Here is a 23018-nt window from a genome sequence, read left to right on the forward strand (position 1 = left end):
CTCTCTCAGCAGCCTACTGCGGAGCCGAACGACCGTCGCGGTCAGTGAGCGGCGTCCAGCCGGGCCCGCTGCTCCGCGGTCAGCTCCAGGTCGACGGCGGCCAGGTTCTCGTCCAACTGCGCCACCGACGACGCCCCGGCCAGCGGTACGATCGGCAGCTCGCCGCCGATCTGCCAGGCCAGCACCACCTGGTTGACGGTCGCGCCGGTCTCCCGGGCGACCTCGCGCAGCACCTTCAGACGGGCCGGGGCCCCAGGGTGGTCGAAGTCCGCGGGCAGCCGGTCCGGGTGGGTGTAGGCGCCCTTCAGCAGCGGCGAGTAGGCGACCAGGGTCAGTCCGGGCTCAGCCCGCAGATAGCTGAGCAGCTCCGCACCGGCGTGGCCGAGGGTGCCGTCGGGGAAGAGGTCACTCGGTACGTCGCTACGGGGCCGCAGATGGCTGTGCGCGTACTGGAGCACCTCGTAGCCGGGAAGTCCGGCCGCGGCGGCGAGGGCGCGGGCGCGCTCCACCCGCCACATGGCGTGGTTGCTGACTCCGAGCAGGCCGACCGTGCCCTCGGCCACCAGCTCGGCGAAGGCCTCGATGGTCTCCTGGAGCGGCACCTTGTGGTCCTCGATGTGCGCGTACAGCAGATCCAGCTTGGCCACACCCAGCCGTTCCCGGCTGCGCTCGGCCGACTCCCGGATCACCTTCGCCGACAGGCCCTCCGGGTTGTCGACATAGCTGGTGCCGGGGGCAAGGGGGCGGGCGCCGAGCTTGGTCGCGATGACGATCTCGTCGCCGACACCGCGGCTGCGCCGCCACCGGCCGAGCAGTTCCTCGCTCTGCCCGCCCTGGCTTCCGTCCTCCCAGAAGGCGTAGTTGTCGGACGTGTCGATGAACGTGCCGCCGGCCTCGACATAGCGGTCGAGCACCGCGAAGGAGGTCGCCTCGTCCGTGCGTGAGCCGAACAGCATGGCGCCGAGGGCGAGCACGCTCACCTCGCGGCGAGTCTTCGGGTCGGTGCCGATCGTGCGGTACTTCATGGTGGATGCCTCCCGTTCCGCGCCCGCGTTCGGGGCACGTGAACGGGAGTCTTCAGCTTGAAGTGCTCTTCAAGTCAAGGGCGTACGCAGCTTCAGCCCGCGAACGGCCCCTCCAGCGCCGCCCATTGGAGCAACATGATCGTCTTGGCGTCGGCGATCTCCCCGGTACGGATCATCTCCAGGGCTCGGCGGAAGGGCACTTCGAGGATCTCGATGTCCTCGCCCTCCTCGTCCAGTCCCCCGCCCTCATGGGTGCGGGTCGACGGCCCGTACTCGGCGGCGTAGAAGCTGACGCGTTCGGTGACCGAGCCCGGGCTCATATAGACGTCGAAGACATGCCGGACGGCACCGATGGTGTGGCCGGTCTCCTCCACGACCTCACGCCGTACGGCGATCTCCGGGTGCTCGTCATCGTCGTCGAGCAGTCCACCGGGCGTCTCGATCAGCATCCCGTCCGGGTGGTTGTTGACGTAGACGGGGTAGCGGAACTGACGGGTGAGCAGCACCGTTTCGCGTTCCGTGTCGTACAGCAGCATGGTGGCCCCGTTGCCGCGGTCGTGCGTCTCGCGCTGCTGGGTGGTCCACGTGCCGTCGGCATGCTGGAAGTCGAAGGTCGTCGCGCGCTCGACGTACCAGTGACTGGAGAGCAGGGTCACCTCCCGCACCTTCACACGCGGGTTGCCGGTCAGGTCCAGGCCGGTCCGGTCGAGTCCGGTGCGGCCGCGGCGGTCGGGGGTGTCGATACCGGCGGTCATCGGGTGGCGCCACGAGGGTGGAGTGAAGTGGTCATGCCCGTCTTCTACCAGTTCGGAGCGAACGGCGGGCCGAAGCATCGACTTGTCGTCATCTGCCGTCGCCTGTTGTGCAAAACGTTTTGGATATCTAGCTTGTGCCGCATGAGCGACAGAACGCCTCCGTCCGCGGGCCGTCTCCTGGTGAGGGGCTGCGATGTGCTGCGGGTTCCGCCGGAGGGCGCGTGTGAGGTCCTCCCGGCGCGGGACATCGTGGTCGCGGACGGTGTCATCGAGGAGGTGCGGCCGACCGGCGCCGCCCCCGACGACGGCACCGCGGAGGTCGTCGACGGGCGCGGGCTGCTCGCCGTACCGGGCCTGGTGAACGCGCACACGCACATCCCCATGGTGCTGATGCGCGGTGCGGCCGAGGACGTGACGGTCGAGGCGTGGTTCAACGAGCGCGTCTGGCCGATGGAGTCCAACCTCACCGCGGCGGACGTGCGGGCCGGGGCGCGGCTGGCCTGCGCGGAGATGATCCGTTCCGGCGTCACGGCCTTCGCCGACCACTATTTCTTCCCCGAGCAGATCGCCGAGGCGGTCGCCGAGACCGGCCTGCGGGCCGACATCGCTCCCACGTACTTCAGCAGCGGGGGCCAGGAATCCCTTGAGGCCGGCGTGAGGTTCGCCGAGACCTGGCACGGGCGGGCGGCGGGCCGGGTGACCGTCTCGCTCGGGCCGCATGCCCCGTACACGGTGAACGACGCGGACCTGCGGACCCTGGCCGGGCACGCCCGGGAGCTCGGCCTGCGGATACACATCCACGCCGCCGAGCATGCGGAGCAGACGCAGTCCAGTCTGGAGCGGCGCGGCATCACCCCGATCCGGGTGCTGTACGAGACCGGGGTGCTTCAGGCGGGTGCGCTGATCGCGCACGGCTGCGGCATCGTCGAACAGGACCTGCCGCTGCTGGCCGAGTACGCGAGCACGACCGCCGTGGCCTGCTGCCCCAAGGTGTATCTCAAGCACGCACTGTCCCCGCTCACCCCGGTCCGCGAGCTGCTCGGCGCGGGGGTCACGGTGGCGGTCGGCACGGACGGCGCCGCCGGTCACAACACCCTCGACGTGTGGGAGGCGCTGCGGCTGCTCGCGCTCACCCAGAAGCAGGCGGTGCGCGACGCCACCTGGATGACCGTCTCCGACACCCTGCGACTGGCCATGCGGGGCGGCGCCCGCGCCCTGGGCCTGGCTAACCGGATCGGCGCTCTGGAGCCGGGTATGCGGGCCGACATCGTCCTCACCGACCTGTCCGGAGCGCACTGCCGTCCGCTGCACGACCCGCGCGCCGCCCTGGTCTACAGCGCCCGCGCCAGTGACGTACGTACGGTGATCGTCGACGGCCGCGTCCTGATGCGCGACGGGCGGCTGCTCACCGTGGACGAGCCCGCGCTCCTCGCGGAGGCCGAGGCCCGGGTGGCGCGGATTCTCGACACCTCCCACGGAAGGGCGGTGCAGCACTATGACCCGTGAGCACTCCCCCGTCCGTGGTGCGGCGTCCATCAAGGACGTGGCCGCGGCGGCCGGGGTCAGCCCGACCACGGTCTCGCACGTGCTCAGCGGCAACCGGCCGGTCAACGAGGAGACCGCCACCCGGGTGCGCAGTGTCGTCAACCGGCTCGGCTACGTCCCCGCGTCGCTGGCGCGCAGCCTGCAGGCCGGTTCCACCTCGGTGATCGGCCTGCTGATCCCCGACATCAGCAACACCTTCTTCGCCGAGCTCGCCAAGGGCGCCGAGGACGCCGCCCACGACCTCGGCTACGGCCTGATCCTGTGCAACACCGAGTTCGACGCCGATCGCGAGGACCGCTATCTCGGCATGATCCGCAGCCGGTTCATCGACGGGATGGTGTACGCCTCGGGGTCCCCGCCGTCCCGGCGCCGACTGGAGTCCCTCATGGGCAAGTTCCCCATCGCGCTCGCCGATGAGGAGGTCGAGGGCCTGGAGGGCGCCCTCATCGCCACGGCCGACCACGAGGCGGGCGGGCGGCTGGTCGGTGCACACCTGCGGGCGCTCGGTCACCGCCGGGTCCTGATGCTGACCGGACCCGGCGCCCTGCCGAGCAGCGTCGCCCGTGCGAACGGCTTCGTCCAGGCCTTCCGGGGCGAAGTCGTGGAGCGCGTCGGTGACTTCAAGGAAGCATCCGGCTACGTCCTGGTCGACAAGCTCCTCCAGGACGGCGGCCTCGACTGCACCGCCGTGTTCGCGGCCAACGACCTGATGGCGTTCGGCGCCCTCACGGCCCTCAGGGACGCGGGTCTCTCGGTGCCGGAGGACGTCTCGGTGGTCGGCTTCGACGACATCCGGGCGGCCTCGCTGTCCCATCCGTCCCTGACCACCGTCCACCAGCCCGCCTACGACGTGGGCCGCACCGCCACCGCCCAGCTTCTCCAGTACGTCTCCCGCGGCGAGATCCCGCCCGCCTCACGCCACACCCTCCCCGTCCAACTGAAGGTGCGGGGCAGCACGGCGCCTCCCACCACCCGCTGACCCGCGCATCCCCCTGCCCGACCACCGCGCCACGCGGCCATGTCCCCGTGCCCGGCCGTCTCAACTCGCCCTCCCCGAAAGGCGGTTCGCCATGCCCAGAGTGCTCGTCATCGGCGAGTCCTGGTTCACGTACACGGTGCATCAGAAGGGCTTCGACGCCTTCCACACCGCGGAGTACACCGAGGGCGGAGGCGTCTTCCTCGACGCCCTCCGCTCCCGGGGCCACGACGTGACCTACGTTCCCGCGCACGAGATCCCCATCCGGGTGCCCCACTCGGCGGCGGGCTTCGACGCGTACGACGCCGTGGTCATCAGCGATGTCGGCGCCAACAGTTTCCAACTGCCGCCGGAGACCTTCGGCCGGTCCGTCGCCGCGCCCGACCGCTCGGAGCTGGTGCGCGACTTCGTCGAGCGTGGCGGTGGGGTGCTGATGATCGGCGGCTACCTGAGCTTCAGCGGTATCGACGCCCGCGCGAGGTGGGGACGTACGCCGCTGGCCGCCGCGTTGCCGGTGGTCATGGTCGACCGGGACGACCGGGTGGAGCTGCCTGCCGGGGCCGCGCCCGAGGTAGTGGGCGAGCACCCGCTCGTACTGGGACTGGACCGGTCCTGGCCGGCGCTGCTCGGCCTCAACGAGGTCACGGTACGTCCGGACGCGTCGCTGCTGGCCGAGTGCGCCGGGCATCCGCTGCTGGTCGTCGGCGCACACGGCACGGGCAGATCGGCCGCGTTCACCTCCGACGTGGCACCGCACTGGGCGCCGCCGGCGTTCCTGGACTGGGACGGATACGCGGAGTTGTGGGACCGGCTGGTGCGCTGGCTGGCCGGGGCGGAGCTGTGATGTCTGAAATTGCCACACCGGAAATCAGACAGAAACCGGCCGACGTAGCCAAAGCGTTTTGCACTTCCTACTGTCAACGCAGCCGCTCACTCAGCAACACAATGATCAGGAGGTCCATGATGCGATACGGAAGAAGCGCCGCCCTCGCGGTGACCGGCATGCTCGCGCTCACCGCGTGCGGCGGATCGGGCGGGGACGATTCCGGAGCGGCCGCCTCCGACAAGCCGCGCATCAAATTGGTGATCAATGGCGGGCTGGGCGACAAGTCGTTCTTCGACTCCGCCTACGAGGGGCTGAAGAGGGCTCAGAAGGACCTCGGTTACGAGCTCAAGGTGGTCGAGCTGGGTGCCGACCGCACCAAGTGGGAGCCCGGATTCGAGGACGCCGCCTCGGCCGACGACTACGACATCCTGGCGGCCGGGACCTTCGAGGTCACCGACTACATCGGCGAACTCGCCCCGCAATTCCCGGACAAGAAGTTCTGGCTCTTCGACGCCCCGGTCGACTACAGCGGCAAGAACGGCACCTGTTCCAACAAGTGCGAGAACGTCTACTCCGTGACCTTCAAGCAGAACGAGGGCGGTTATCTCGCCGGATTCCTCGCCGAGAAGCTGGTGGCCGGGAAATCACTCAAGGGTGGCGAATCCCTGAAGAAGGTCGGCGTCATGCCCGGAGTGAAGATCCCGGTGATCGAGGACTTCGTCGTCGGTTTCAAGGCAGGATTCAAGGACGCGGGTGGACAGAACTCCGACGTGCTCGTGCAGTACGTGGGCGGCGACAAGCCGTTCAGTGATCCCGCGAAGGGCAAGGAGATCTCCACCGCCATGTATGGCCAGGGCGCCGCGCTGGTGTGGCCGGTCGCCGGGCTCTCCGGCCTCGGCACCTTCGAGTCGGCGGTCGCGGCCGGGCGGTACACCTTCGGCGTCGACTCCGACCAGTACCAGACCCTCACCGACCAGGCGCAGAAGAACACGGTCGTCACCTCCATCCTCAAGAATGTCGGCACGGCCCTCTACAAGGCCGCGCAGGCGGACCAGAAGGACTCCCTCAAGTACGGCGCCGTCGACACCGTCGGTCTCGCCGAGGACGCCGTCGGCTATGTGAACGACGACCACTTCGCGGAGCTGGTCCCCGAGAAGATCCGTACCGAGGTCCAGGAAGCCGCCGACCAGGTGAAGTCCGGCTCCGTCACGGTCCCCAGCGCCTTCTAGTCGGACGGCCTTCGATGATGAACGAGCCATGGGGCAAGGACGGTCCTGCCGTCGCCGCCCGTGCGGTCACCAAGACGTACGCCAACGGAGTCCGCGCGGTGCGCGGTGTGGACCTGGAGGTCCCGCCGGGCGAGATCCGGGCGGTCGTGGGCGAGAACGGCGCGGGCAAGTCCACGCTGATGAAGCTGTTCTACGGCCTGGAGCAGCCCACTTCCGGCGAGCTCCTGGTCGGCGGCCGGCCCCGCGTGCTGCGCGGCCCGGCCTCGGCGATCGCCCTGGGCGTGGGCATGGTGCACCAGAACCTCATGCTGGTGCCCTCCTTCACCATCGCGCAGAACGTCGTCCTCGGCGTAGAGCCGGGCCGACGCGGTCTGGTCGACCCGAAGGCGGCCGTGGAGACGACCGCCCGGCTCGCTCAGGAGTCCGGACTCGCCGTCGACCCGAAGGCGCGCGTCGACGAGGTGTCGGTCGGCATGCGGCAGCGCGCCGAGATCCTCAAGGCCCTCCACCGCCGAGCGCGCGTCTTGATCCTCGACGAGCCGACCGCCGTGCTCACCCCGCAGGAGACCGAGGACCTGTTCGCCGCCGTACGACGGCTGCGCGACGACGGAATGACCGTGCTGTTCATCTCGCACAAGCTGCGCGAGGTGCGGGAGATCAGCGACAAGGTGAGTGTGATGCGCGCCGGTTCGCTGGTGGGGACGGTCGCCACGGCCGACGCCACCGAGCGGTCGCTCGCCTCGATGATGGTCGGCCGCGAGGTCTCCCTGGACGTGGACCGCGCCCCCGCGAGCCCGGCAGGGGTCACCCTGCGGGTACGGGGCCTCGGCTACGAGGCGCCGACCGGGCAGTCCCTGCACGGCCTGGACTTCGACGTGGCCGCCGGGGAGATCGTCGGTGTGGCCGGCATCGAGGGCAACGGCCAGAGCGAACTCGCCGAGATCCTCGCCGGGTTGCGCCGGCCGACCGCGGGCACGGTTCACGTCGGCGGCACCGACACGGCCGGTCTGGACGTGGCCGCGCACCGCGGGGCCGGCATCGGCTACGTACCGGAGGACCGGCTGTCCAACGGCGCCGCGCTCGACGAGTCGATCGCCGACAACCTCGTCGTAGACCGCCACGACCGCCCGCCCCTCGCCCGCCGCGGCATGCTCAGCCCGAAGGCCGTGCGTGCCCACGCCGAGCGGCTGATCTCCGACTACGCCATCCGCACCCCCGACCCGTCGGTCCCGGTGCGCGCGCTGTCCGGGGGCAACCTGCAGAAGGTGATCGTCGCCCGTGAACTGTCCGCCGGGCCACGGCTGCTGATCGCCTCTCAGGTCACCCGCGGGGTGGACGTCGGCGCGATGCGGTTCATGTACGAGCAACTGGTCGCCGCACGCGACGCGGGCACCGCCGTGCTTCTGGTCTCGGCCGACCTCACCGAACTGCTCGCCCTCTCCGACCGGTTGCTCGTCCTCAAGGACGGCCTCCTGACCGCCCGGTTCGACGACACGACCGGCCTCACCGAGAAGCGCGTCGGGCTCTACATGCTCGGCGTCGAGCACCACGACCGCGACCACCTCACCGCCGGTCTGACGGACCTGGGGGACGCCCCGTGACCGGCACCCTGATCGAGACCGAGGACCGCCGCGAGTACCGGGCGACCCGTCGCCGCGATCTCGCGGTGGACCTCAGCATGGCCCTGGCCACCATCCTGGCCGCCCTCGCCATCGGCTTCCTCGTCATGCTCCTCACCGGCAACGACCCGGTGCGCGCCTACGAGGTGATGCTCACCGGCCCGCTGGACCGCTCCTTCCGGGTGGGCCGCTGGCTAGAGGACGCCACCACGCTCACCCTGCTCGGCCTGTCGGTTGCCATCCCCTTCCGCGCCCGGCAGATCAGCCTCGGCGCCGAGAGCCAGCTCTACACCGGAGCGCTGGCCGCCGGCGCGGTCGCGATCTTCCTGCCGCTGCCGCCGGTCGCCGCCGTGATCGTGCCCATGGTCGCCGCCGCCACCGCGGGCGCCGGAATGGGCCTGGTGCCGGGATCGATGAAGGCCCGCCTCGGCGCCAACGAGATCGTGGCCACGCTGATGCTCAACGCCATCGTCGTCCGCGTCTACGACTACCTGGTCAACGGTCCGCTGAAGGAGCCCGGCAGCAGCGCCGTGCACTCGAAGGCCATCCAGGACGATGCCGCGCTCACGCCGCTGACCGACTGGTTCGGCACCCCGATGGGCCGCGCCAACCTCGGGCTCGGCGTCATGCTGCTCACCGCGGTCGCGCTGTGGCTGCTCATCACCCGTACCCCGCTCGGCTACCGCATCCGCATGACCGGCTCCAACCCGGGCTTCGCCGAGTACGGCGGCATCAAGGTGCCCCGCGTCATCGAGTGGAGCTTCGTCATCGGCGGCGCGGTGGCGGGCCTCGCGGGAGCCCACCTCGTCCAGGGCGTCTACGGGCGCCTGGAACCCGGTCTCGCCGGCAGCCTGGCCTTCGAGGGGATCGTCGTGGCCCTGCTGGCCAGGAACAACCCGCTCGTCGTCGTGGTCGCCGGGCTCTTCTACTCCTATTTGCGCGCCGGGGGCGACATCATGGAACAGCAGACGGACGTGGGCACCGAGATCGTGGTGGTCATCCAGGCGGTCATCGTGCTGCTGGTCACCGCCCAGGCCCTGCCGGACCTGCTCAAGCGCCGGCTCGTGCGCAGGCAGGTGGGCGTCCGATGAGTTCCATGCTCGACGTCGTCCTCAGCAGCGCCTTCCTGGCGGCGGTGCTACGGGTCGCGACCCCCTACCTGCTCGCCGCGCTCGGCGGACTGGTCGCCGAACGCGCCGGCATCAGCAACATCGCCCTGGAGGGGCAGATGCTCGGCGCGGCCTGCACGGGCGCGCTGGTCGCCGGATACAGCCACTCCGTCGCCCTGGGCGCGGTGTGCGGGGTCGCGGTGGCGGCGCTGATGGGGGTGCTGCTGGCCGCTCTGCGGCTGGAGCTGGGCGCCGACGCGATCATCGCGGGCATCGGCCTCAACCTCCTCGCCGCCGGCGGTACCGCGTTCGCGGTCTACACCCTGCTCGACGACAAGGGCGGTACGTCAGGGCTGAAGAGCGGCACACTGCCGACGGTCACCCTGCCGGGCGTCGAGAGCATTCCCGTACTGGGTGATGTGGTGAGTGGTCAGAACATGATCACCTGGCTGGCGTTCCTGGCCGCGCCCTTCGTCGCCTGGCTGTTCTTCCGCACCCGCTTCGGCTTCCATCTGCGCGCGGTCGGCGAGATGCCGGACGCCGCCGCCTCCGTAGGAATTCCGGTTCGACGGGTCCAGTACGCCGGCCTCGCCCTCAGCGGCGCGCTCGCCGGCCTCGCCGGGGTCTTCCTCAGCATGGGCTATGTGTCCTTCTTCGTACGGGACATGACGGCCGGCCGCGGCTTCATCGCCCTCGCCGCGGTCTTCCTGGGCGGGCTGCGCCCGTGGGGCGTCTTCCTCGCCGCGCTCGGCTTCGGCGCGGCGGAAGCTCTGGCCGTACAGCTCGGGACGCTCGACGTACCGCCGCAACTGGTGTCGACGATCCCGTACGCCCTGACGCTGGTCGCCCTCGCGCTCTACGCGTGGCGGCGCAAGCGACGCGGCGCCACCGGAGAGGTCGCCGTCTCCCTCTGACGCGGCACCCAACTTCCCCTGCAATCAGTCCTTTTGGTCAGTCCTTTTGGAAGGTTTGGAAGGTCACCCATGCGACGACACAGACACCGAGTGCACCGCGGACGCGCGCTCGTCGGCACCCTCACCGCCGTCGGACTCCTCGGCAGCGTGGCTCTCGTGAGCGGATTCGCCGCGGAGCCCGCAGCGGCCGCGAAGCCGCGGAACGTTCGGCTGCTGGACACGATCACCGTGCCGGCCGGGACGACGGAGTTCGGCATGCCGTTCGGCGGGCTGTCCGGCATCGACTACGACCGGGAGTCCGGCCGATACGTCGCCCTCAGCGACGACCGCTCGGAGAACGGCAAGGCCCGCTTCTACACCCTCCGACTGCCGCTCGACGGGCCCGCCTTCGCCGGTGACAAGCCCGTACTCGACAGCCTGACCGTGCTCGACGACACCACGGGCGAGCCCTTCGCCGCCAAGGCGGTCGACCCCGAGGCGATCCGCTGGACGCCGGACGGCAACAGCCTGCTGTGGACCAGCGAGGGAGCTTCGTCCTCCGGTCAGCCTGCCTTCGTCCGGGAGGCGACCACGTCGGGCGGTTACGATCGCGAACTGCCGTTGCCCAAGGCGTACGCGCCCGTCAGGTCGGCGTCCGGCACGCTCACCGCTGGCGTCCGCAACAACCAGGCGCTCGAAGGGCTCACCCTCTCCCCCGACGGCAGCAACGTCGTCACGGTCACGGAGAACGCGCTCGTCCAGGACGGCCCCGCAGCCGGGTTGACGGCCAAGAGCCCGTCCAGGCTGCTGGTGGCGGATCGTGCGACGGGCAAGCCACAGGCCGAGCACGTCTACGAGGTGGACCCGATCTCCGACGCCCCCACCGCACCACTGCCGCCCCCGGTCGGGACGTACTCGGCGGACCGGGGAGTCACCGAGATCCTCGCGATCAACAAGACCGACTACCTCACCGTGGAGCGCTCCTTCGCCTCCGGTGTCGGCTTCGCCATCCGTCTGTACTGGACCAGCACCATCGGTGCCACGAATGTGAACGGCAAGGACACCTTGTCCGGCGACGAGAAGCCGATGCGAAAGAAGCTGCTGTACGACTTCACCACCTCCGGCACGGACGCCGACAACGTCGAGGGCATCACCTGGGGTCCCAGGCTGCCCGACGGCTCCCGCTCGCTCGTCCTCGTCGCAGACGACAACTTCGGGTTCAACGGCAGTGTCACCAAGTTCCATCTGCTGTCGGTCCGTTCGAGGTGACGATCACTCCGCTGCTCTGAGGTTTTTGCGCTGGTTGGCTTTGAAGCGCGCCTTCTTCTGACGATTCCCGCACGTGTTCATGTCGCACCACTTGCGGGTGCGACTCTGACTGGTGTCGAAGAAGGCGGCTCGGCAGGTCGGCGATGCGCACAAGGCCAACTTTCCGTCTCGTTCGCCCGCGATGATGCTGATGGCGTCGGCGGCGATCACGCTGAGGGCGTCTTCCACGCGGGAAGCCGAGCTGAGCCGCCATCGCCGCTCACCCTCGGGCGTCAGGATCGCCGCGGCCCGACCCTGAACGCTGCAGTCATTGATGACTTGGACAGCGGACGCGGGGAGAGCGTCCTGGAGCGCGGAGGCGGTCGCGGCGACGTGAATCGACTCCCTCAGCTCCCGAGCGCGGTCGAGCTGTGCGGTGGTGCAGGAGTCCACGGCGAGGCCGTTCACCGCCAGCCAGTCGACGAGTCGGTGCGGCGTGGGAATGCGCTCGACAGCGTCGCCATGACGCTCCGACAGAGTCCCCGTGAAGCTGGTCGCCAGCACGCTGCCGAGGCGGAAGTCAGGGAACCCGGTAGGCATGGAACCACCTTAGCCGGTTGCACGCTGACATCGAGGACTGCTAGAACCGTCTTAGCCGGTTCCGCAATGGCCCAGGAGGTGTCATGCCCGGTCCAACCAGCGACGTGCAAGCATTTGAAGCCCACGCACCTGACGCCGACCTCGACGATCTGCGCGCGCGATTGGCGGCGGCGCGGCTACCGGAGGCCGAGACGGTCCATCGCGCCGCGCCCGACCCTCGCCGATGGGACCAGGGCGTTCCGCTCACCGACGTCGTCGAGGTCGTGAACTACTGGAGGACCGGGTACAACTGGCGAGCGTTCGAAGAGCGCCTCAACGGAATCGGCCAATTCCGCACGACCATTGACGATCTGGGAATCCACTTCCTGCACCGCCGATCCACGCGCGCGGATGCCACTCCCCTGATCTTGACGCACGGCTGGCCGGACAGCGTTGCTCGGTTCATCGATGTAGTGGACGAGCTGGCAGATCCGAAGGATGAAGACGCGCCGGCATTCCACGTCGTGGTCCCGTCGCTACCGGGCTTTGGTTACAGCGACAAGCCGGCCACCACTGGGTGGGGAACCGAAAAGATCGCGGCCGCATGGGTGGAACTGATGGGAAGGCTCGGCTACGACAAGTTCGCAGCCCATGGCGGCGACTGGGGCGGCAATATCACCACGGTTCTCGCCGGCAGGTTCCCGGCGCACGTTCTCGGCATCCACACCACGTTCGCGGAGGGACCGCCCGGGCTGACGACGGACGGACTGACGGCGGTCGAGCGCAAGTGGGCCGAGGAAACCCGCGATTTCTGGCGCCACCGCGCGGCGTACGCCAAGCAGCAGGCGACCCGGCCGCAGACCATCGGCTACTCGCTCGTCGACTCACCGGTCGGGCTTCTTGCCTGGATCCTCGACAAGTTCGCCGAGTGGTCGGACACCGAAGACAGCCCGTTCGAGACGATTTCCAGAGACCGCGTTCTCGACGACGTCACCCTGTATTGGCTGACGCGGACCGGTGCGTCGGCGGCCCGCATCTACTACGAGAGCCACAACTCGCTGGACCCTGACCTTCGGGTCGACGTGCCGTCAGCAATCACCATGTATCCCCGCGATGTCGAGAAGTGTCCCCGCCCTTGGGCACAGGAGCGGTACCGACGGATCGTCCGTTGGGGGTCGCCCGAAACGGGGGGACATTTCCCGTCGCTGGAGGTTCCCGAGTATTTCGTCAAGGACCTGCGAGAGGGCCTCGCGGCCGTGCTGGCCGCGAGGTGAGGCCCGGCTGGGTGCCCAGTTCGTCGGTGAACCGGGGTGCGGGCCGAGGCGAGCTACTCGGACTCTTCTTGCGGAAGAGCGCGGCTGTTGATCGCGTCGGCGATGGCGTAGGCGGTGCGGACGAAGGACTCTGCCTGCTCCGCCGACAGGTCCAGCGCGGAGGCCTCCTCCAGGGCCCGCCACATGGCCGCCAAGGGCTCGCGCATGGCACGGCCCTTGTCGGTGAGGTGGACGACCATGACGCGCCGGTCGTGTTCGGCCGGCTCGCGGATGAGCAGGCCGGCGTCCTGCATGCGGCGTAGGGACTTGGAGACGGTGGAGTGGTCCAGGCCGACGCTTTCGAGCAGCTCGGACTGGGTCTGGCCGTCCCGGTCCAGGAGGTGCATCAGCAGCAGCTCCTGTCCCGGATGCAGGTCCATCTCGCGGAGCATGGCGGCGGCGCGGGCCCGATGAGCGCGCGCGAGCTGGAAGATCGCGTAGCTCATCGGCCCCTCGCTCGCCGTGGAGGGGGTGCGGGGTGTGGGGGCGGGCATGGTCGGGTTCCTCAGACGGTGTAGGTGGGGTAGTCGGTGTAGCCGGCCACCCCGCCGCCGTAGAAGGTCGCCGGGTCGGGGGTGTTCAGCGGCGCGTCAGAGCGTAGCCGCTCGACCAGGTCAGGGTTGGCGAGCGCGAGGGCGCCGACGGAAACGAGGTCGGCCGTGCCGCGGTCGATGTCCTGGGCGCGGGTGGGCAGATCGGTACCGGCCCGGTTGAGGATCAGCGTGGTCGGCCACAGCGCGCGCAGGCTGCCCAGCAGCGCGTCGTCGCCCGCGTGGAGGACGTGGAGGTAGGCGAGGCCGAGCGGACTGAGGGCGCGCAGGAGAGCCGGATACAGCTCGGCGGTGTCGGATTCGGCGATGTCGTTGTAGGGGTTGCCGGGAGAGATGCGCAGGCCGGTGCGGTCGGCGCCGATCTCGTCGGCCACGGCAGTGGACACCTCGACGGCGAAGCGGATGCGGTTGTCGAGGGTGCCGCCGTAGCGGTCGGTGCGCTGGTTGGTGTTGTCGGACAGGAACTGGTGCACCAGGTAGCCGTTGGCGGCGTGGATCTCGACGCCGTCGGCGCCTGCCGCGACGGCGGCCGCTGCGGCGCGGCGGAAGTCGTCGACGGTCGCTACGACTTCTTGCGTCGACAGAGCACGGGGTGTCGGCATCTCCTGGGGCCCGGACGCGGTGAACATCTGGCCCTCCGGCCGGATCGCCGACGGGGCGACCGGCTGGCGTCCGTGCGGGGTGTTGTCGGGGTGGGCGATACGTCCGGTGTGCATCAGCTGGATGACGATCCGGCCGTCGGCCGCGTGCACGGCGTCGGTTGCCTTGCGCCAGCCGGCGATCTGCTCGTCATTGTGGATGCCGGGGGTGAGGAGGTAGCCCTGCCCGTCGGCGGAGGGCTGGGTGCCCTCGGTGATGATCAGCGCGTGCGAGGCCCGCTGGGCGTAGTACTCGGCGTTCAGCTCGGTCGGGACGCCCTCGGGCGTGGAGCGGTCGCGGGTCATGGGGGCCATGACCAGGCGGTGCGGCAGGGACATGCCGCCGACGGTGGTCTGCGTCCACAGGGAATTCAACATGAATGGTCCTTCTCGAAACAGTGGGTGGGTAGGGCGTGGCAGCGCCAAGGAAGTGTGGTCAGGCAACGGTGAGGACGAGCTTGCCCCGCACATGCCCGGCGTCGCTGACCTGCTGGGCGGTGGCAGCCTGGTCGAGCGGGTAGGAGGTGACGGTGGTGACGAGCTTTCCGGCCGCAGCGTCCTGGGCCAGGGCGGCCAGGCGCTCGGGCGCGGCCTGCGCGGGACCTTGGGCGAAGGTGATGCCGAGCTGCCGTGCGCGGAAGTCGGCGATGGTGACGATGCGCTCGGTGCCGCCCCGCAGGCTGATCGAGTCCTCCAGGGCGCCCTTGCCGGCCAGGTCGAACACCGCGTCCACGCCGTCGGGGGCCAGCTCCCGGACCCGCTCGACCAGGCCCTCGCCGTACACGGTCGCGGTGGCGCCGAGCGAGGTGAGGTAGGCCTGGTTGGCGGGGCCCGCGGTGCCGATGACACGAGCTCCGCGGGCCGTGGCGAGCTGGACCGCCAGCGTTCCGACCCCTCCGGCCGCGCCGTGCATCAGTACCGTCTCCCCGGCGGTGACGCCCAGCAGGTTCAGGACCCGCTCGGCCGTCTCACTCGCCACCGGCAGCGCGGCCGCGTCCTGCCACTCCAGGTCGGCGGGCTTGGGGGCCACGATGGTGGCCAGCGCGTACTCGGCGTACGAGCCGGTGTCGGCCCAGCCCAGCACCTCGTCCCCCACCTGCACGTCCCGCACGCCCTCACCCACCGCGTCCACCACACCGGCCAGCTCGCCACCGGGGACGGACGGGAAGGTCGTCGGGTACACGGCCTCCAGCATCCCCGAACGGATCTTGCCGTCCAGCCCGTTCACTCCGGACGCCTTTACGCGGACACGGACCTGGCCGGGGCCGGGCTGCGGGACCTCGATGTCCGCCTCGCGCAGCACTTCAGTGCCCCCGAAACGGTCGAACAGGATGGCTTTCATGACGACTCCTCTCGTGCCGCCACCGCTTTAGGTGGCTGGCCACGTAATGACCGTAGCAGCAAACACGTGGCTAGCCAAGTATTTGCTGCCACTCGACCTCGCGAACTCGGTCGCGGTCGTGTTGGTCTCCTCGGGGCAGTCGAGGCGAGAGGCGTTGGGCCTGGGTGACAAGCCGGGTGTTGCAGGAGCCCCGGCCTGCCAAGCGATGCCGCTCACGCTGATCGCCGTGCGGCTGGCGTCGACCAGAACCCGGACAGCGACAGGACCCGTTGCCCGAGGGCATGCGCGCTGTTCGCGGACATGTCGGTACCGGAGTTGTTCGCCGCCACTGCGCCGCGTCGTCTATCAGCGGCAGAGAACGCTGCCGTCCGGTGGGCGCTGGCCGGCGGCTACGCGGTCGACTGCGGTGTGGGCTGCTCCGGGGGCCAGCGCACTGGGCGGCCCGGGACATGCCGAGGGCCGGCGCCGTGCGGCGCCGGCCCTCGCATCAAGAGGTGTCCGGCAGGACTTGCCCGCCGGGTCTCAGATGGCTCGGACGTGCGAGGCCTGCGGGCCCTTGGGACCCTGGACGATCTCGAACTCCACGTGCTGGTTCTCCTCGAGGCTACGGAAGCCGGAGCTGTCGATCTCCGAGTAGTGCACGAAGACGTCCGGGCCGCCGCCGGCCTGGGCGATGAAGCCGAAGCCCTTCTCGGCGTTGAACCACTTGACGGTTCCCTGAGTCATTTTGTTGCTCCTTGCAGGGGCTGGGTACGGGACCCGCACCGTGCGGTGCCCCGGGCCGGCCTGGACGCTACTTCTCCAGTTCCCTGAAAGAAGGCGGCGCCCGCGACATCGTTCTTCGCGAGCGTGCGGTGAAACACAGACACAAAAACTACGACCGCCCTGTACAACCCGCCCCCCGCCGGATTCATTCCCGCCACCTGACGCAGGGCCTTCGCCCTCCTGGGCGCCGCCCTCGCGGCGTTCGGCCTCCGAGGCCGGCAGGACGGGCACGACGAGAACCCCGAAAACACGGCGACCGCCGAGACCGACGAAACCGATGAATCCAACGAAGCCGACGAGAAGGTGCCGAGCCAGGCCGCTGCCCCGGCCATGCCCGCGGTCCGATCCTCCGGCGGCATCCCGGTCAGCGGCTACGTCATCGGCGCCGAATCGGCACCCGTTCCGGGGGCAGCTGTCACCTTGATCTCGCTGGGCGGGCGGCAGGTGGGCCGCGTGCTGGCTCACCCGGACGGTTCGTACACGGTGGACGCGCCGCGCGCGGGCAGCTACGTGCTCATCGCCTCCGCCAACGGCTACCAGTCACAGGCGTCCACGGTGGTGCTCGGCGACGAGCCGGCCTCGTACGACATCCTGCTCTCCGGCACCAGCTGCCTGGCCGGCACAGTCACCTCGGCCGACCACAAGGAGCCGATCGGCGGCGCCATGGTGGTCGCGGCCGACGTGCGCAGCGACACGCTCGCCGCCGGGCTGACCGACACGGATGGCACCTTCAGCTTCGCCGAGCTGGTGCCCGGCCAGCTGACCCTCGCGGTGACCGCGGCCGGGTACCGGCTGATCGCGCTGCCCGTCGAGATCGCCCCGCAGGGCGTCACCAGGACCGAGATCCGACGGAAACGGCCACCCCGAGACGTACTCGCCCGCCTACGCGGGTTCGAGTCACACATCCGCTCATGGCGCCGCCAGCTGGCCGCAGGGCACCGAGCCGTTCAGGATGCCGTTACGCCTGAGCACGACCGGGCACGCGTCTTCACCATCTGGGAGAACTGCCTTATTCCCTGCATGGTGCAGATCCCGGACTACGCCCGACACGTCTTCGTCTGGCACGCCGAGCTCATGCGATCACCGAGGGACACCGAGGATGCCGTACGCGCTCGGATCCAACGGCAACAAGGTCTGTACCGACCTGGCAAGAAGTACCGGATCATGATGTGGGAGGGTGCCCTGCGCTCCTTGAAGATCTGGCCGGGCAACAGCTTCTGGATCTACGACGCCGACAGCATCGCCACCTACATGCGCGTCTGGAAGACCTCCAGGAATCCGCGGTGTGTGTACGGCACCGATGCACAGAACCTGATCAGCGCTGCACGACGGGCCCTGAGCGGTGAACATTGATGGCCCAAGGATTGGTTGGCCGCCCGTGACTTCACCGGACGGCCAACCCAGCAGATCACCACGTTCTAGAGCACGCCCTAGTGACCAACGCTGTTGCTGCAGCCCATGGTCGAGCCGATGTGCTTGCTCTGCCCACCGGCGTTGCCCTCGCCGTTGAGCGCGTTGCCCAGCAGGCCGTTGAGGATGCCGACCTGGCCGAGGATGTCGACGTTCAGGTCATGCGACTTGCATTCGGAGCTCTGCATGACCTTGAAGTGCCCCTTGCCCTTGTCGCCGTGACCGTCCTGGCCGTTGGCGCTGGCGGTACCGGCGCCCAGGATTCCCACGCTGCCGAGGGCGACGACTACGACAGCGGCCTTGCGAAGCTTGTGCATGTTCTCTCCGATGGAGTGCGGTGTGCGCGATCTGTAAGAGATCGACTTCGTACAGTTACGGGAGATTAGTATGAAAAATCCTGTCATGTTCTGGCGACGCGCCGAGGGGTTCGTGACCTTGTGGCGGAAGGACCCAGACGACGCGAGGCTCAGAAGCTCATGGAGGCAGCCGGAGTCCGCCGAGGCCGGGCACAGCGATCTCTCGTTCACCAAGCGGGTTTACGTCCACCCTGACCCGCAGAGCCTCAAGGCCGGCTCGGAGAAGCTGAGCGAGCGGTCGCCGCTTTGGAGGAGATCCTCGCCGAACAGCCCGACGGCGCAGGCGCAGAGGCGCAGGGCCGTGGACCGGGAGTCGCAATCCCCTGCCTCCTGGGCGGTCCACGCGTTCATGGCCCCGAGCACGAGGAGGATCGGGGCGGTGAGGCGGGCGGATAGAAGTGCGGGCCTCGGCGGGTGAACCTCCGGAGCCCGGGAGACGTCGCCCCTGCTGCCCGTCACAACACATACCGGAAGCTGCCCCGGCCCGGATTGATCCCTCATGCACTGTTTTGTGGATGGAGAATCCTAAAAACCTGGGAATTCACTGAGCATTCGGCGCGCACATGCGTATCTGAGGACGTGCTTCCCCCATGCCGGAAGTCCTGCCGGCTCCGGAGATGTCCTTGAGAGGCCTGATGAGACGCAACACGCGAAGAAGATCGAAGACCGCCCGCCGGGCGGTAGGCGCGGCGGCCGCACTGGCCATAGGGGCCGGTGGACTGGTGGCGGTCAACCTCTACGCCTCGGCCGACGAAACCAGCGCGCCGAAGGGCTCTGCCCAGAACCAGGCGCTCGCGGCCGGCACCTCCACCATTGACTGCCCCGACGTAGGCCAGCAGTTGACATCGGTGCCCGCCCAGGCGAAGGCCCAGGTCGACAAGGAACTGGCACTCCTCGACAAGCAGATATCCGAGGCATACCAGCGCCTTTCCACCTCCCAGAGGGCGATTGCGCAGGACCCCAACTTCGCCCAGAACGCGATCGTGGGTCCGCTGAAGGACAAGCGGAAGGCGACGATCGACCGGATCGCCATCGCCATCGGCCGTGTGGCAGCCAAGCCGCAGGGCCTTGACGCTTTGGCGGCCTGCACGCTGCGCGCCACCGGCAACCAGCCCGCCGCCGGTCAGGGCGGCAACAACAACCAGGGTGGCAACAGCACCAATGCCGGCGGCACCGGCAACGGCCCCGTCGCCGCCGACTTCGTGGACATCACCAAGGTGAGGGCCAATGTGCGCACGCCGGCCAAGTCGGCGAAGGCTTCAAGGGGTGTCTTCGTCAGCAAGTGCGGGGTGAACGCCAACAAGCTGTACAACAGCGACAACGTCATCGTCGCGCCCGGTGTCACCAACGGCGCACACCACGTGCACGATTACATCGGCAACCAGGACAACGACGCCTTCTCGAGCGACCAGGACTTCGCCAAGGCCGGGACCAGCTGCCAGAACAAGGGCGACAAGTCGTCCTACTACTGGCCGGTGCTCCGCCTGCAGGACGGCACCAAGGAGTTCGACGCCGACAAGCAGGGCGGCGGCGCCGAAGGCAACACGGGCCGGATTCTGACGGCCAAGAAGGCCACCTTGAACTTCGTGGGCAGCCCCCGCGGCAAGGTGGTGGCGATGCCCCAGTTCCTGCGCATCATCACCGGTGACGCCAAGGCGTTCGTCAACGGCACGGCCAACGCCAACGCCTCCTGGAGCTGCACCGGCTTCGAGAACAAGGTGCAGTTGAAGGACAAGTACCCCCTCTGCCCGTCAGGCAGCGACGTGGTGCGCACCTTCAAGTTCCAGAGCTGCTGGGACGGCACGAACATCGACAGCGCCAACCACCGTACGCACGTGGCCTTCGCTGACGCGGGCGGCAACTGCCCGACCGGCTTCAAGGCCATTCCCCAGTTGGTGCAGCGTCTGGTGTACGACGTGGACGCGCCCAGCATCAAGGACAACGGCAAGACCCGTCCGTTCTTCTCGCTGGACAGCTTCCCCGAACAGCAGCACAAGCCGGTCACCGACCACGGTGACTTCATCAACGTCTTCGACGCGAAGCTGATGAACAAGGCGGTCCAGTGCATCAACACCGGACGTAAGTGCAGCTGAGTCCGAGTACCGAGCGGTGGGCGTCGTGCTGACGACGCCCACCGCCATGAACGGAATGCCGGTGGGACCGCCACGTCCGAGGCGTCAAGCGGGCAGCGCACCATCGACATGTTGCGTTTCTCAGTCGCACCGAAGGGCGACCACCACCTCCAGCGTGGCCGGCCAAGCTCGTCTCGATGGCGTTGCGGCCCTCGATCACCCCTCTGACAGCGACCGCCACCGTAGAGGCCCTGGGTGGTCACTCCGCGGCCGCCAGCGTTGCAACCACCGCCACCTCGCGCCAGATCACGTTGAGCCGCTGCCACTCGTGGTTGTGATCCTCAGTCTCCCCGAGGGACAACCGCCACATTCACGCACGGCGTGCCGTCCGCCGTCCGCTCGTAGGCGCGATCTTCGACCGTCCCGAGGGGTGACCCGGGCGCTCGGGGAGTCTACCGACGGTGCGGCTACCGAGACACCCACCGCCGCCGGCTCGGAGCGCACTCCCCCCGGAATGCGCTCGGCACTACGTCGAAGAGCTGAACAACCTCAAAGCTGTATGCCGCCCGCTGCACCGCTGCCGGGGCCGCCAAGGGCGCCGGACGAGGAGGTACCCGCCTCGTACGCGCTCGGTGGCGCGCCGAGCGTGGCGTTCGGGCCGCTCGGGCGGACGTACACTCGGCACATGAGTCGCACATCTGCCGTGAGGGACAGCCTGCAGCAGGCTGCCTGTCGGCTGTGCCCGGCTGCCATGGGATCGGCTGCCGTAGGCCCGGCGACCGCAGCTGACAATGAGGCGCCCGAGAGTGGCCCTATCGCGCTGCACGGCCACGGCTAGCGATTCTCCGCGCCCTCACCGGGGCGGGACCCTGGCCTCGCTCGGCTCGCTGTTCTCGTAAACACACCGCAGGCAACACGGCAGGACTGCTGCTGCCGGCCTGAGCCGCCGCATCCGGTTCTGACCGGACGTGTCCGCGACACCTGCGCACCCGCTCAACGGCACCACCGCAGCTTCCGGCGCGCCGCCGGGGCTGCCGCCTGGCGACGGCCGCACGACGGCCCCAGCCACCTTCGAAGGGATCACTGTGAAGCTGAGCGAGTTGCTGGCCGGGCAGGAGCACCACGTTCTGCAGGGCGACCCGGCAAGGACGGGGATCACCGCGGGAACCACCTTCGACGCCGACCGGGTGACGCCGGGTTCGCTGTTCATCGCTGTGCCCGGCCACCGTGAAGGCGGCCCCGACTCGGTGGCACCTGCCCTCGCATGCGGCGCGGCGGCGGTACTCGTCGACGCCGCGACGCCGGCACCTGCGGCGTCGGTGTGGGCGTCGGCACCGGAGGTGTGCGTCGTACGGGTGCCGGACACCCGGACAGCGGCCGCAGTCGTCGCCTCCCGCTATTTCGGTGAGCCGGGGCGGCAGATGGACATGGTGGCGATCACCGGTACCAACGGCAAGACGTCGGTGTCGTACATGGTCGAGTCGGTCCTGCGGATTTCCGAGGGCGCGAAGGTGGGGGTCATCGGGACCGCCGGCAGCCGCATCGGCGACGAGCTGATCCCGATGCCGAGGTCAGTGCTGACCACGCCGGAGTCGCCGGACCTGCAGTACCTGCTGGGATGCATGCGCGACCGCGGAGTCGGCACCGCGGTACTGGAAGCCACGTCCATGGCGCTGCTGACACACCGGGTGGACCGTACGTTCATCGACGTCGGCGTGTTCACCAACCTGACGCAGGATCACCTGGACGACCACGGAACGATGGCGAACTACCGGGACGCCAAGCTGCGTCTGTTCCAGGGCTTGTGCAGGCGCGCTGTGGTCAACGCCGACGACCCGGTGGGCGCCGGGATCCAGGCGATGATGCCGGGCGCGGCGACCACGTACGCCCTGGACGCCGAGGCGGACTACCGGGCCACCGACCTCTCCGTGGACGCTTCCGGCACGCGTTTCACCCTGCATCACGACGGCCACAAGTATCCGGCGGCGATCCCCATCCCGGGCCGCTTTTCGGTGGCCAACGCGCTGGCCACCGTGGCGGCCTGCCACCTTCTGGGCCACGATCTGGGCGGGCTGGTCGCCGCCCTCGACCGGATGCCTGCGATCCCGGGTCGGTTCGAGCGCTTCCAGACGCCGCGCGGCACGTCGGTGATCGTGGACTACGCCCACTCACCGGACTCCCTGGACAAGGTCCTCACCACCATCCGCGACTTCGCACGCGGCCAGGTCATCACCGTCTTCGGCTGCGGCGGGGACCGGGACACCACCAAGCGGACGGACATGGGCAGGATCGCCGGAACCCACTCCGACCTGTGCGTCCTCACCTCGGACAACCCCCGCAACGAAGACCCTCAGGCCATCCTGGACCAGATCGCCCCCGGCATCGCGGCGACCGGCACACCGTTCGAACGGTTCACCGACCGCCGTCAGGCCGTCGCCTTCGCTCTCTCCGCCGCGGGCCCGGACGACATCGTCCTGATCGCCGGCAAGGGCAGCGAGCCCCATCAGATCATCGGCGACAAGCTGCTCCCCTTCAGCGACATGGCAACCGTGCTCGAACTCACCCGGGGATAGCGGGCCATGCCGCCTCAAATGCGGACCGCCAGCGCCGTACTCGGCCCGAAAGCGCACTCGTCGGTCCCTACTGCCCTTGCCGCGGAAGTGCACCGATTCGGTGGTCAGATCGCTGTTGACGTTTCCCCGTGATCTTGGACACTCAATGTCTTACGCCGCGAGGGTGTGCCGATGTCGCTGCCTGGTCTAGGTGA

The 23018-nt window shown here is 69.1% G+C and carries 20 protein-coding genes and 1 pseudogene; 13 read left to right on the plus strand and 8 right to left on the minus strand.

Annotated elements, in window-relative coordinates:
* Positions 1-41: 41 nt before the first annotated feature.
* Both AB0I98_RS19015 and AB0I98_RS19020 read right to left on the minus strand, forming a co-directional pair.
* The gene (locus AB0I98_RS19015) at positions 42-1025 is read right to left on the minus strand and encodes an aldo/keto reductase (RefSeq protein ID WP_362942861.1); all 984 of its coding nucleotides are present in this window, start codon (positions 1023-1025) and stop codon (positions 42-44) included.
* A gap of 92 nt (positions 1026-1117) precedes the next feature.
* Positions 1118-1780: an NUDIX domain-containing protein gene (locus tag AB0I98_RS19020; protein WP_362942864.1), complete on the minus strand. Its 663-nt coding sequence runs from the start codon at positions 1778-1780 to the stop codon at positions 1118-1120.
* A 141-nt stretch (positions 1781-1921) separates the two neighbouring features.
* Between AB0I98_RS19020 and AB0I98_RS19025 the strand changes: the two genes are divergently transcribed.
* From AB0I98_RS19025 to AB0I98_RS19060, 8 genes are all read left to right on the plus strand, one after another.
* Positions 1922-3286 carry an amidohydrolase gene (locus tag AB0I98_RS19025; RefSeq protein ID WP_362942867.1) on the plus strand — a complete coding sequence of 455 codons (1365 nt, stop codon included), beginning with the start codon at positions 1922-1924 and terminating at the stop codon, positions 3284-3286.
* Positions 3276-4304 carry a LacI family DNA-binding transcriptional regulator gene (locus tag AB0I98_RS19030; protein WP_362942870.1) on the plus strand — a complete coding sequence of 343 codons (1029 nt, stop codon included), beginning with the start codon at positions 3276-3278 and terminating at the stop codon, positions 4302-4304. The genes AB0I98_RS19025 and AB0I98_RS19030 overlap by 11 nt, the downstream gene beginning before the upstream one ends.
* A 91-nt stretch (positions 4305-4395) precedes the next feature.
* Positions 4396-5145: a glutamine amidotransferase gene (locus AB0I98_RS19035; protein ID WP_362942873.1), complete on the plus strand. Its 750-nt coding sequence runs from the start codon at positions 4396-4398 to the stop codon at positions 5143-5145.
* 119 nt (positions 5146-5264) lie between these two features.
* Positions 5265-6356 (plus strand): BMP family ABC transporter substrate-binding protein, encoded by a 1092-nt coding sequence (locus AB0I98_RS19040; RefSeq protein WP_362942881.1) that lies wholly within the window; start codon positions 5265-5267, stop codon positions 6354-6356.
* Between the two features lie 14 nt (positions 6357-6370).
* Positions 6371-7957, plus strand: a complete 1587-nt coding sequence (locus AB0I98_RS19045) for an ABC transporter ATP-binding protein (RefSeq protein WP_362942884.1) — start codon at positions 6371-6373, stop codon at positions 7955-7957.
* Complete coding sequence (locus AB0I98_RS19050; protein ID WP_362942887.1) at positions 7954-9066, plus strand: ABC transporter permease; 1113 nt, start codon at positions 7954-7956, stop codon at positions 9064-9066. The genes AB0I98_RS19045 and AB0I98_RS19050 overlap by 4 nt, the downstream gene beginning before the upstream one ends.
* Positions 9063-9998: an ABC transporter permease gene (locus tag AB0I98_RS19055; RefSeq protein WP_362942890.1), complete on the plus strand. Its 936-nt coding sequence runs from the start codon at positions 9063-9065 to the stop codon at positions 9996-9998. The genes AB0I98_RS19050 and AB0I98_RS19055 overlap by 4 nt, the downstream gene beginning before the upstream one ends.
* 69 nt (positions 9999-10067) lie before the next feature.
* On the plus strand, positions 10068-11246 hold the full coding sequence (locus tag AB0I98_RS19060; RefSeq protein WP_362942893.1) for an esterase-like activity of phytase family protein: 1179 nt from the start codon (positions 10068-10070) through the stop codon (positions 11244-11246).
* Positions 11247-11249: 3 nt separating this feature from the next.
* Here AB0I98_RS19060 and AB0I98_RS19065 read toward each other — a convergent pair whose 3' ends face one another.
* Positions 11250-11825 carry a CGNR zinc finger domain-containing protein gene (locus AB0I98_RS19065; protein ID WP_362942896.1) on the minus strand — a complete coding sequence of 192 codons (576 nt, stop codon included), beginning with the start codon at positions 11823-11825 and terminating at the stop codon, positions 11250-11252.
* Between the two features lie 83 nt (positions 11826-11908).
* Here AB0I98_RS19065 and AB0I98_RS19070 point away from each other — a divergent pair, with 83 nt between their 5' ends.
* Complete coding sequence (locus tag AB0I98_RS19070; RefSeq protein WP_362942899.1) at positions 11909-13078, plus strand: epoxide hydrolase family protein; 1170 nt, start codon at positions 11909-11911, stop codon at positions 13076-13078.
* Between the two features lie 53 nt (positions 13079-13131).
* Here AB0I98_RS19070 and AB0I98_RS19075 read toward each other — a convergent pair whose 3' ends face one another.
* The 4 genes from AB0I98_RS19075 to AB0I98_RS19090 all read right to left on the minus strand — a co-directional run bounded on the left by AB0I98_RS19075 (position 13132) and on the right by AB0I98_RS19090 (position 16374).
* Complete coding sequence (locus tag AB0I98_RS19075) at positions 13132-13611, minus strand: MarR family winged helix-turn-helix transcriptional regulator (RefSeq protein WP_362942902.1); 480 nt, start codon at positions 13609-13611, stop codon at positions 13132-13134.
* Positions 13612-13622: 11 nt separating this feature from the next.
* Positions 13623-14684 carry an alkene reductase gene (locus tag AB0I98_RS19080; protein WP_362942905.1) on the minus strand — a complete coding sequence of 354 codons (1062 nt, stop codon included), beginning with the start codon at positions 14682-14684 and terminating at the stop codon, positions 13623-13625.
* Between the two features lie 58 nt (positions 14685-14742).
* Positions 14743-15648, minus strand: a complete 906-nt coding sequence (locus AB0I98_RS19085) for an NADP-dependent oxidoreductase (RefSeq protein ID WP_362942908.1) — start codon at positions 15646-15648, stop codon at positions 14743-14745.
* Positions 15649-16170: 522 nt separating this feature from the next.
* Complete coding sequence (locus AB0I98_RS19090) at positions 16171-16374, minus strand: cold-shock protein (protein WP_362942911.1); 204 nt, start codon at positions 16372-16374, stop codon at positions 16171-16173.
* Between the two features lie 387 nt (positions 16375-16761).
* Here AB0I98_RS19090 and AB0I98_RS19095 point away from each other — a divergent pair.
* A pseudogene (locus tag AB0I98_RS19095) lies at positions 16762-17259 on the plus strand (carboxypeptidase-like regulatory domain-containing protein); the annotation flags it as partial.
* Positions 17260-17337: 78 nt separating this feature from the next.
* The gene (locus AB0I98_RS19100; RefSeq protein ID WP_362942968.1) at positions 17338-17766 is read left to right on the plus strand and encodes a Scr1 family TA system antitoxin-like transcriptional regulator; all 429 of its coding nucleotides are present in this window, start codon (positions 17338-17340) and stop codon (positions 17764-17766) included.
* A gap of 77 nt (positions 17767-17843) precedes the next feature.
* On the opposite strand, the gene AB0I98_RS19105 is transcribed toward AB0I98_RS19100, so the two are convergent.
* A complete protein-coding gene (locus AB0I98_RS19105) occupies positions 17844-18140 on the minus strand; it encodes a hypothetical protein (RefSeq protein ID WP_362942914.1) in 297 nt (98 codons plus the stop codon).
* Positions 18141-18814: 674 nt separating this feature from the next.
* Between AB0I98_RS19105 and AB0I98_RS19110 the strand changes: the two genes are divergently transcribed.
* Together AB0I98_RS19110 and AB0I98_RS19115 are read left to right on the plus strand one after the other, a co-directional pair.
* The gene (locus tag AB0I98_RS19110; RefSeq protein WP_362942917.1) at positions 18815-20272 is read left to right on the plus strand and encodes a DUF1996 domain-containing protein; all 1458 of its coding nucleotides are present in this window, start codon (positions 18815-18817) and stop codon (positions 20270-20272) included.
* Positions 20273-21336: 1064 nt separating this feature from the next.
* Positions 21337-22824 carry a UDP-N-acetylmuramoyl-L-alanyl-D-glutamate--2,6-diaminopimelate ligase gene (locus AB0I98_RS19115; protein WP_362942971.1) on the plus strand — a complete coding sequence of 496 codons (1488 nt, stop codon included), beginning with the start codon at positions 21337-21339 and terminating at the stop codon, positions 22822-22824.
* Positions 22825-23018 lie beyond the last annotated feature (194 nt).

The organism is Streptomyces sp. NPDC050211, from assembly GCF_040656035.1.
Lineage (GTDB): Bacteria > Actinomycetota > Actinomycetes > Streptomycetales > Streptomycetaceae > Streptomyces.

What these genes read in the sequence shown, in the direction of transcription:
- AB0I98_RS19015 (WP_362942861.1), bottom strand. Translation starts at nt 1,025, where the DNA reads ATGAAGTACCGCACGATCGGCACCGACCCGAAGACTCGCCGCGAGGTG.
- AB0I98_RS19025 (WP_362942867.1), top strand. Translation starts at nt 1,922, where the DNA reads ATGAGCGACAGAACGCCTCCGTCCGCGGGCCGTCTCCTGGTGAGGGGC.
- AB0I98_RS19045 (WP_362942884.1), top strand. Translation starts at nt 6,371, where the DNA reads ATGATGAACGAGCCATGGGGCAAGGACGGTCCTGCCGTCGCCGCCCGT.
- AB0I98_RS19035 (WP_362942873.1), top strand. Translation starts at nt 4,396, where the DNA reads ATGCCCAGAGTGCTCGTCATCGGCGAGTCCTGGTTCACGTACACGGTG.
- AB0I98_RS19090 (WP_362942911.1), bottom strand. Translation starts at nt 16,374, where the DNA reads ATGACTCAGGGAACCGTCAAGTGGTTCAACGCCGAGAAGGGCTTCGGC.
- AB0I98_RS19040 (WP_362942881.1), top strand. Translation starts at nt 5,265, where the DNA reads ATGCGATACGGAAGAAGCGCCGCCCTCGCGGTGACCGGCATGCTCGCG.
- AB0I98_RS19105 (WP_362942914.1), bottom strand. Translation starts at nt 18,140, where the DNA reads ATGCACAAGCTTCGCAAGGCCGCTGTCGTAGTCGTCGCCCTCGGCAGC.
- AB0I98_RS19055 (WP_362942890.1), top strand. Translation starts at nt 9,063, where the DNA reads ATGAGTTCCATGCTCGACGTCGTCCTCAGCAGCGCCTTCCTGGCGGCG.
- AB0I98_RS19080 (WP_362942905.1), bottom strand. Translation starts at nt 14,684, where the DNA reads ATGTTGAATTCCCTGTGGACGCAGACCACCGTCGGCGGCATGTCCCTG.
- AB0I98_RS19060 (WP_362942893.1), top strand. Translation starts at nt 10,068, where the DNA reads ATGCGACGACACAGACACCGAGTGCACCGCGGACGCGCGCTCGTCGGC.
- AB0I98_RS19085 (WP_362942908.1), bottom strand. Translation starts at nt 15,648, where the DNA reads ATGAAAGCCATCCTGTTCGACCGTTTCGGGGGCACTGAAGTGCTGCGC.
- AB0I98_RS19020 (WP_362942864.1), bottom strand. Translation starts at nt 1,780, where the DNA reads ATGACCGCCGGTATCGACACCCCCGACCGCCGCGGCCGCACCGGACTC.
- AB0I98_RS19030 (WP_362942870.1), top strand. Translation starts at nt 3,276, where the DNA reads ATGACCCGTGAGCACTCCCCCGTCCGTGGTGCGGCGTCCATCAAGGAC.
- AB0I98_RS19070 (WP_362942899.1), top strand. Translation starts at nt 11,909, where the DNA reads ATGCCCGGTCCAACCAGCGACGTGCAAGCATTTGAAGCCCACGCACCT.
- AB0I98_RS19110 (WP_362942917.1), top strand. Translation starts at nt 18,815, where the DNA reads ATGAGACGCAACACGCGAAGAAGATCGAAGACCGCCCGCCGGGCGGTA.
- AB0I98_RS19065 (WP_362942896.1), bottom strand. Translation starts at nt 11,825, where the DNA reads ATGCCTACCGGGTTCCCTGACTTCCGCCTCGGCAGCGTGCTGGCGACC.
- AB0I98_RS19075 (WP_362942902.1), bottom strand. Translation starts at nt 13,611, where the DNA reads ATGCCCGCCCCCACACCCCGCACCCCCTCCACGGCGAGCGAGGGGCCG.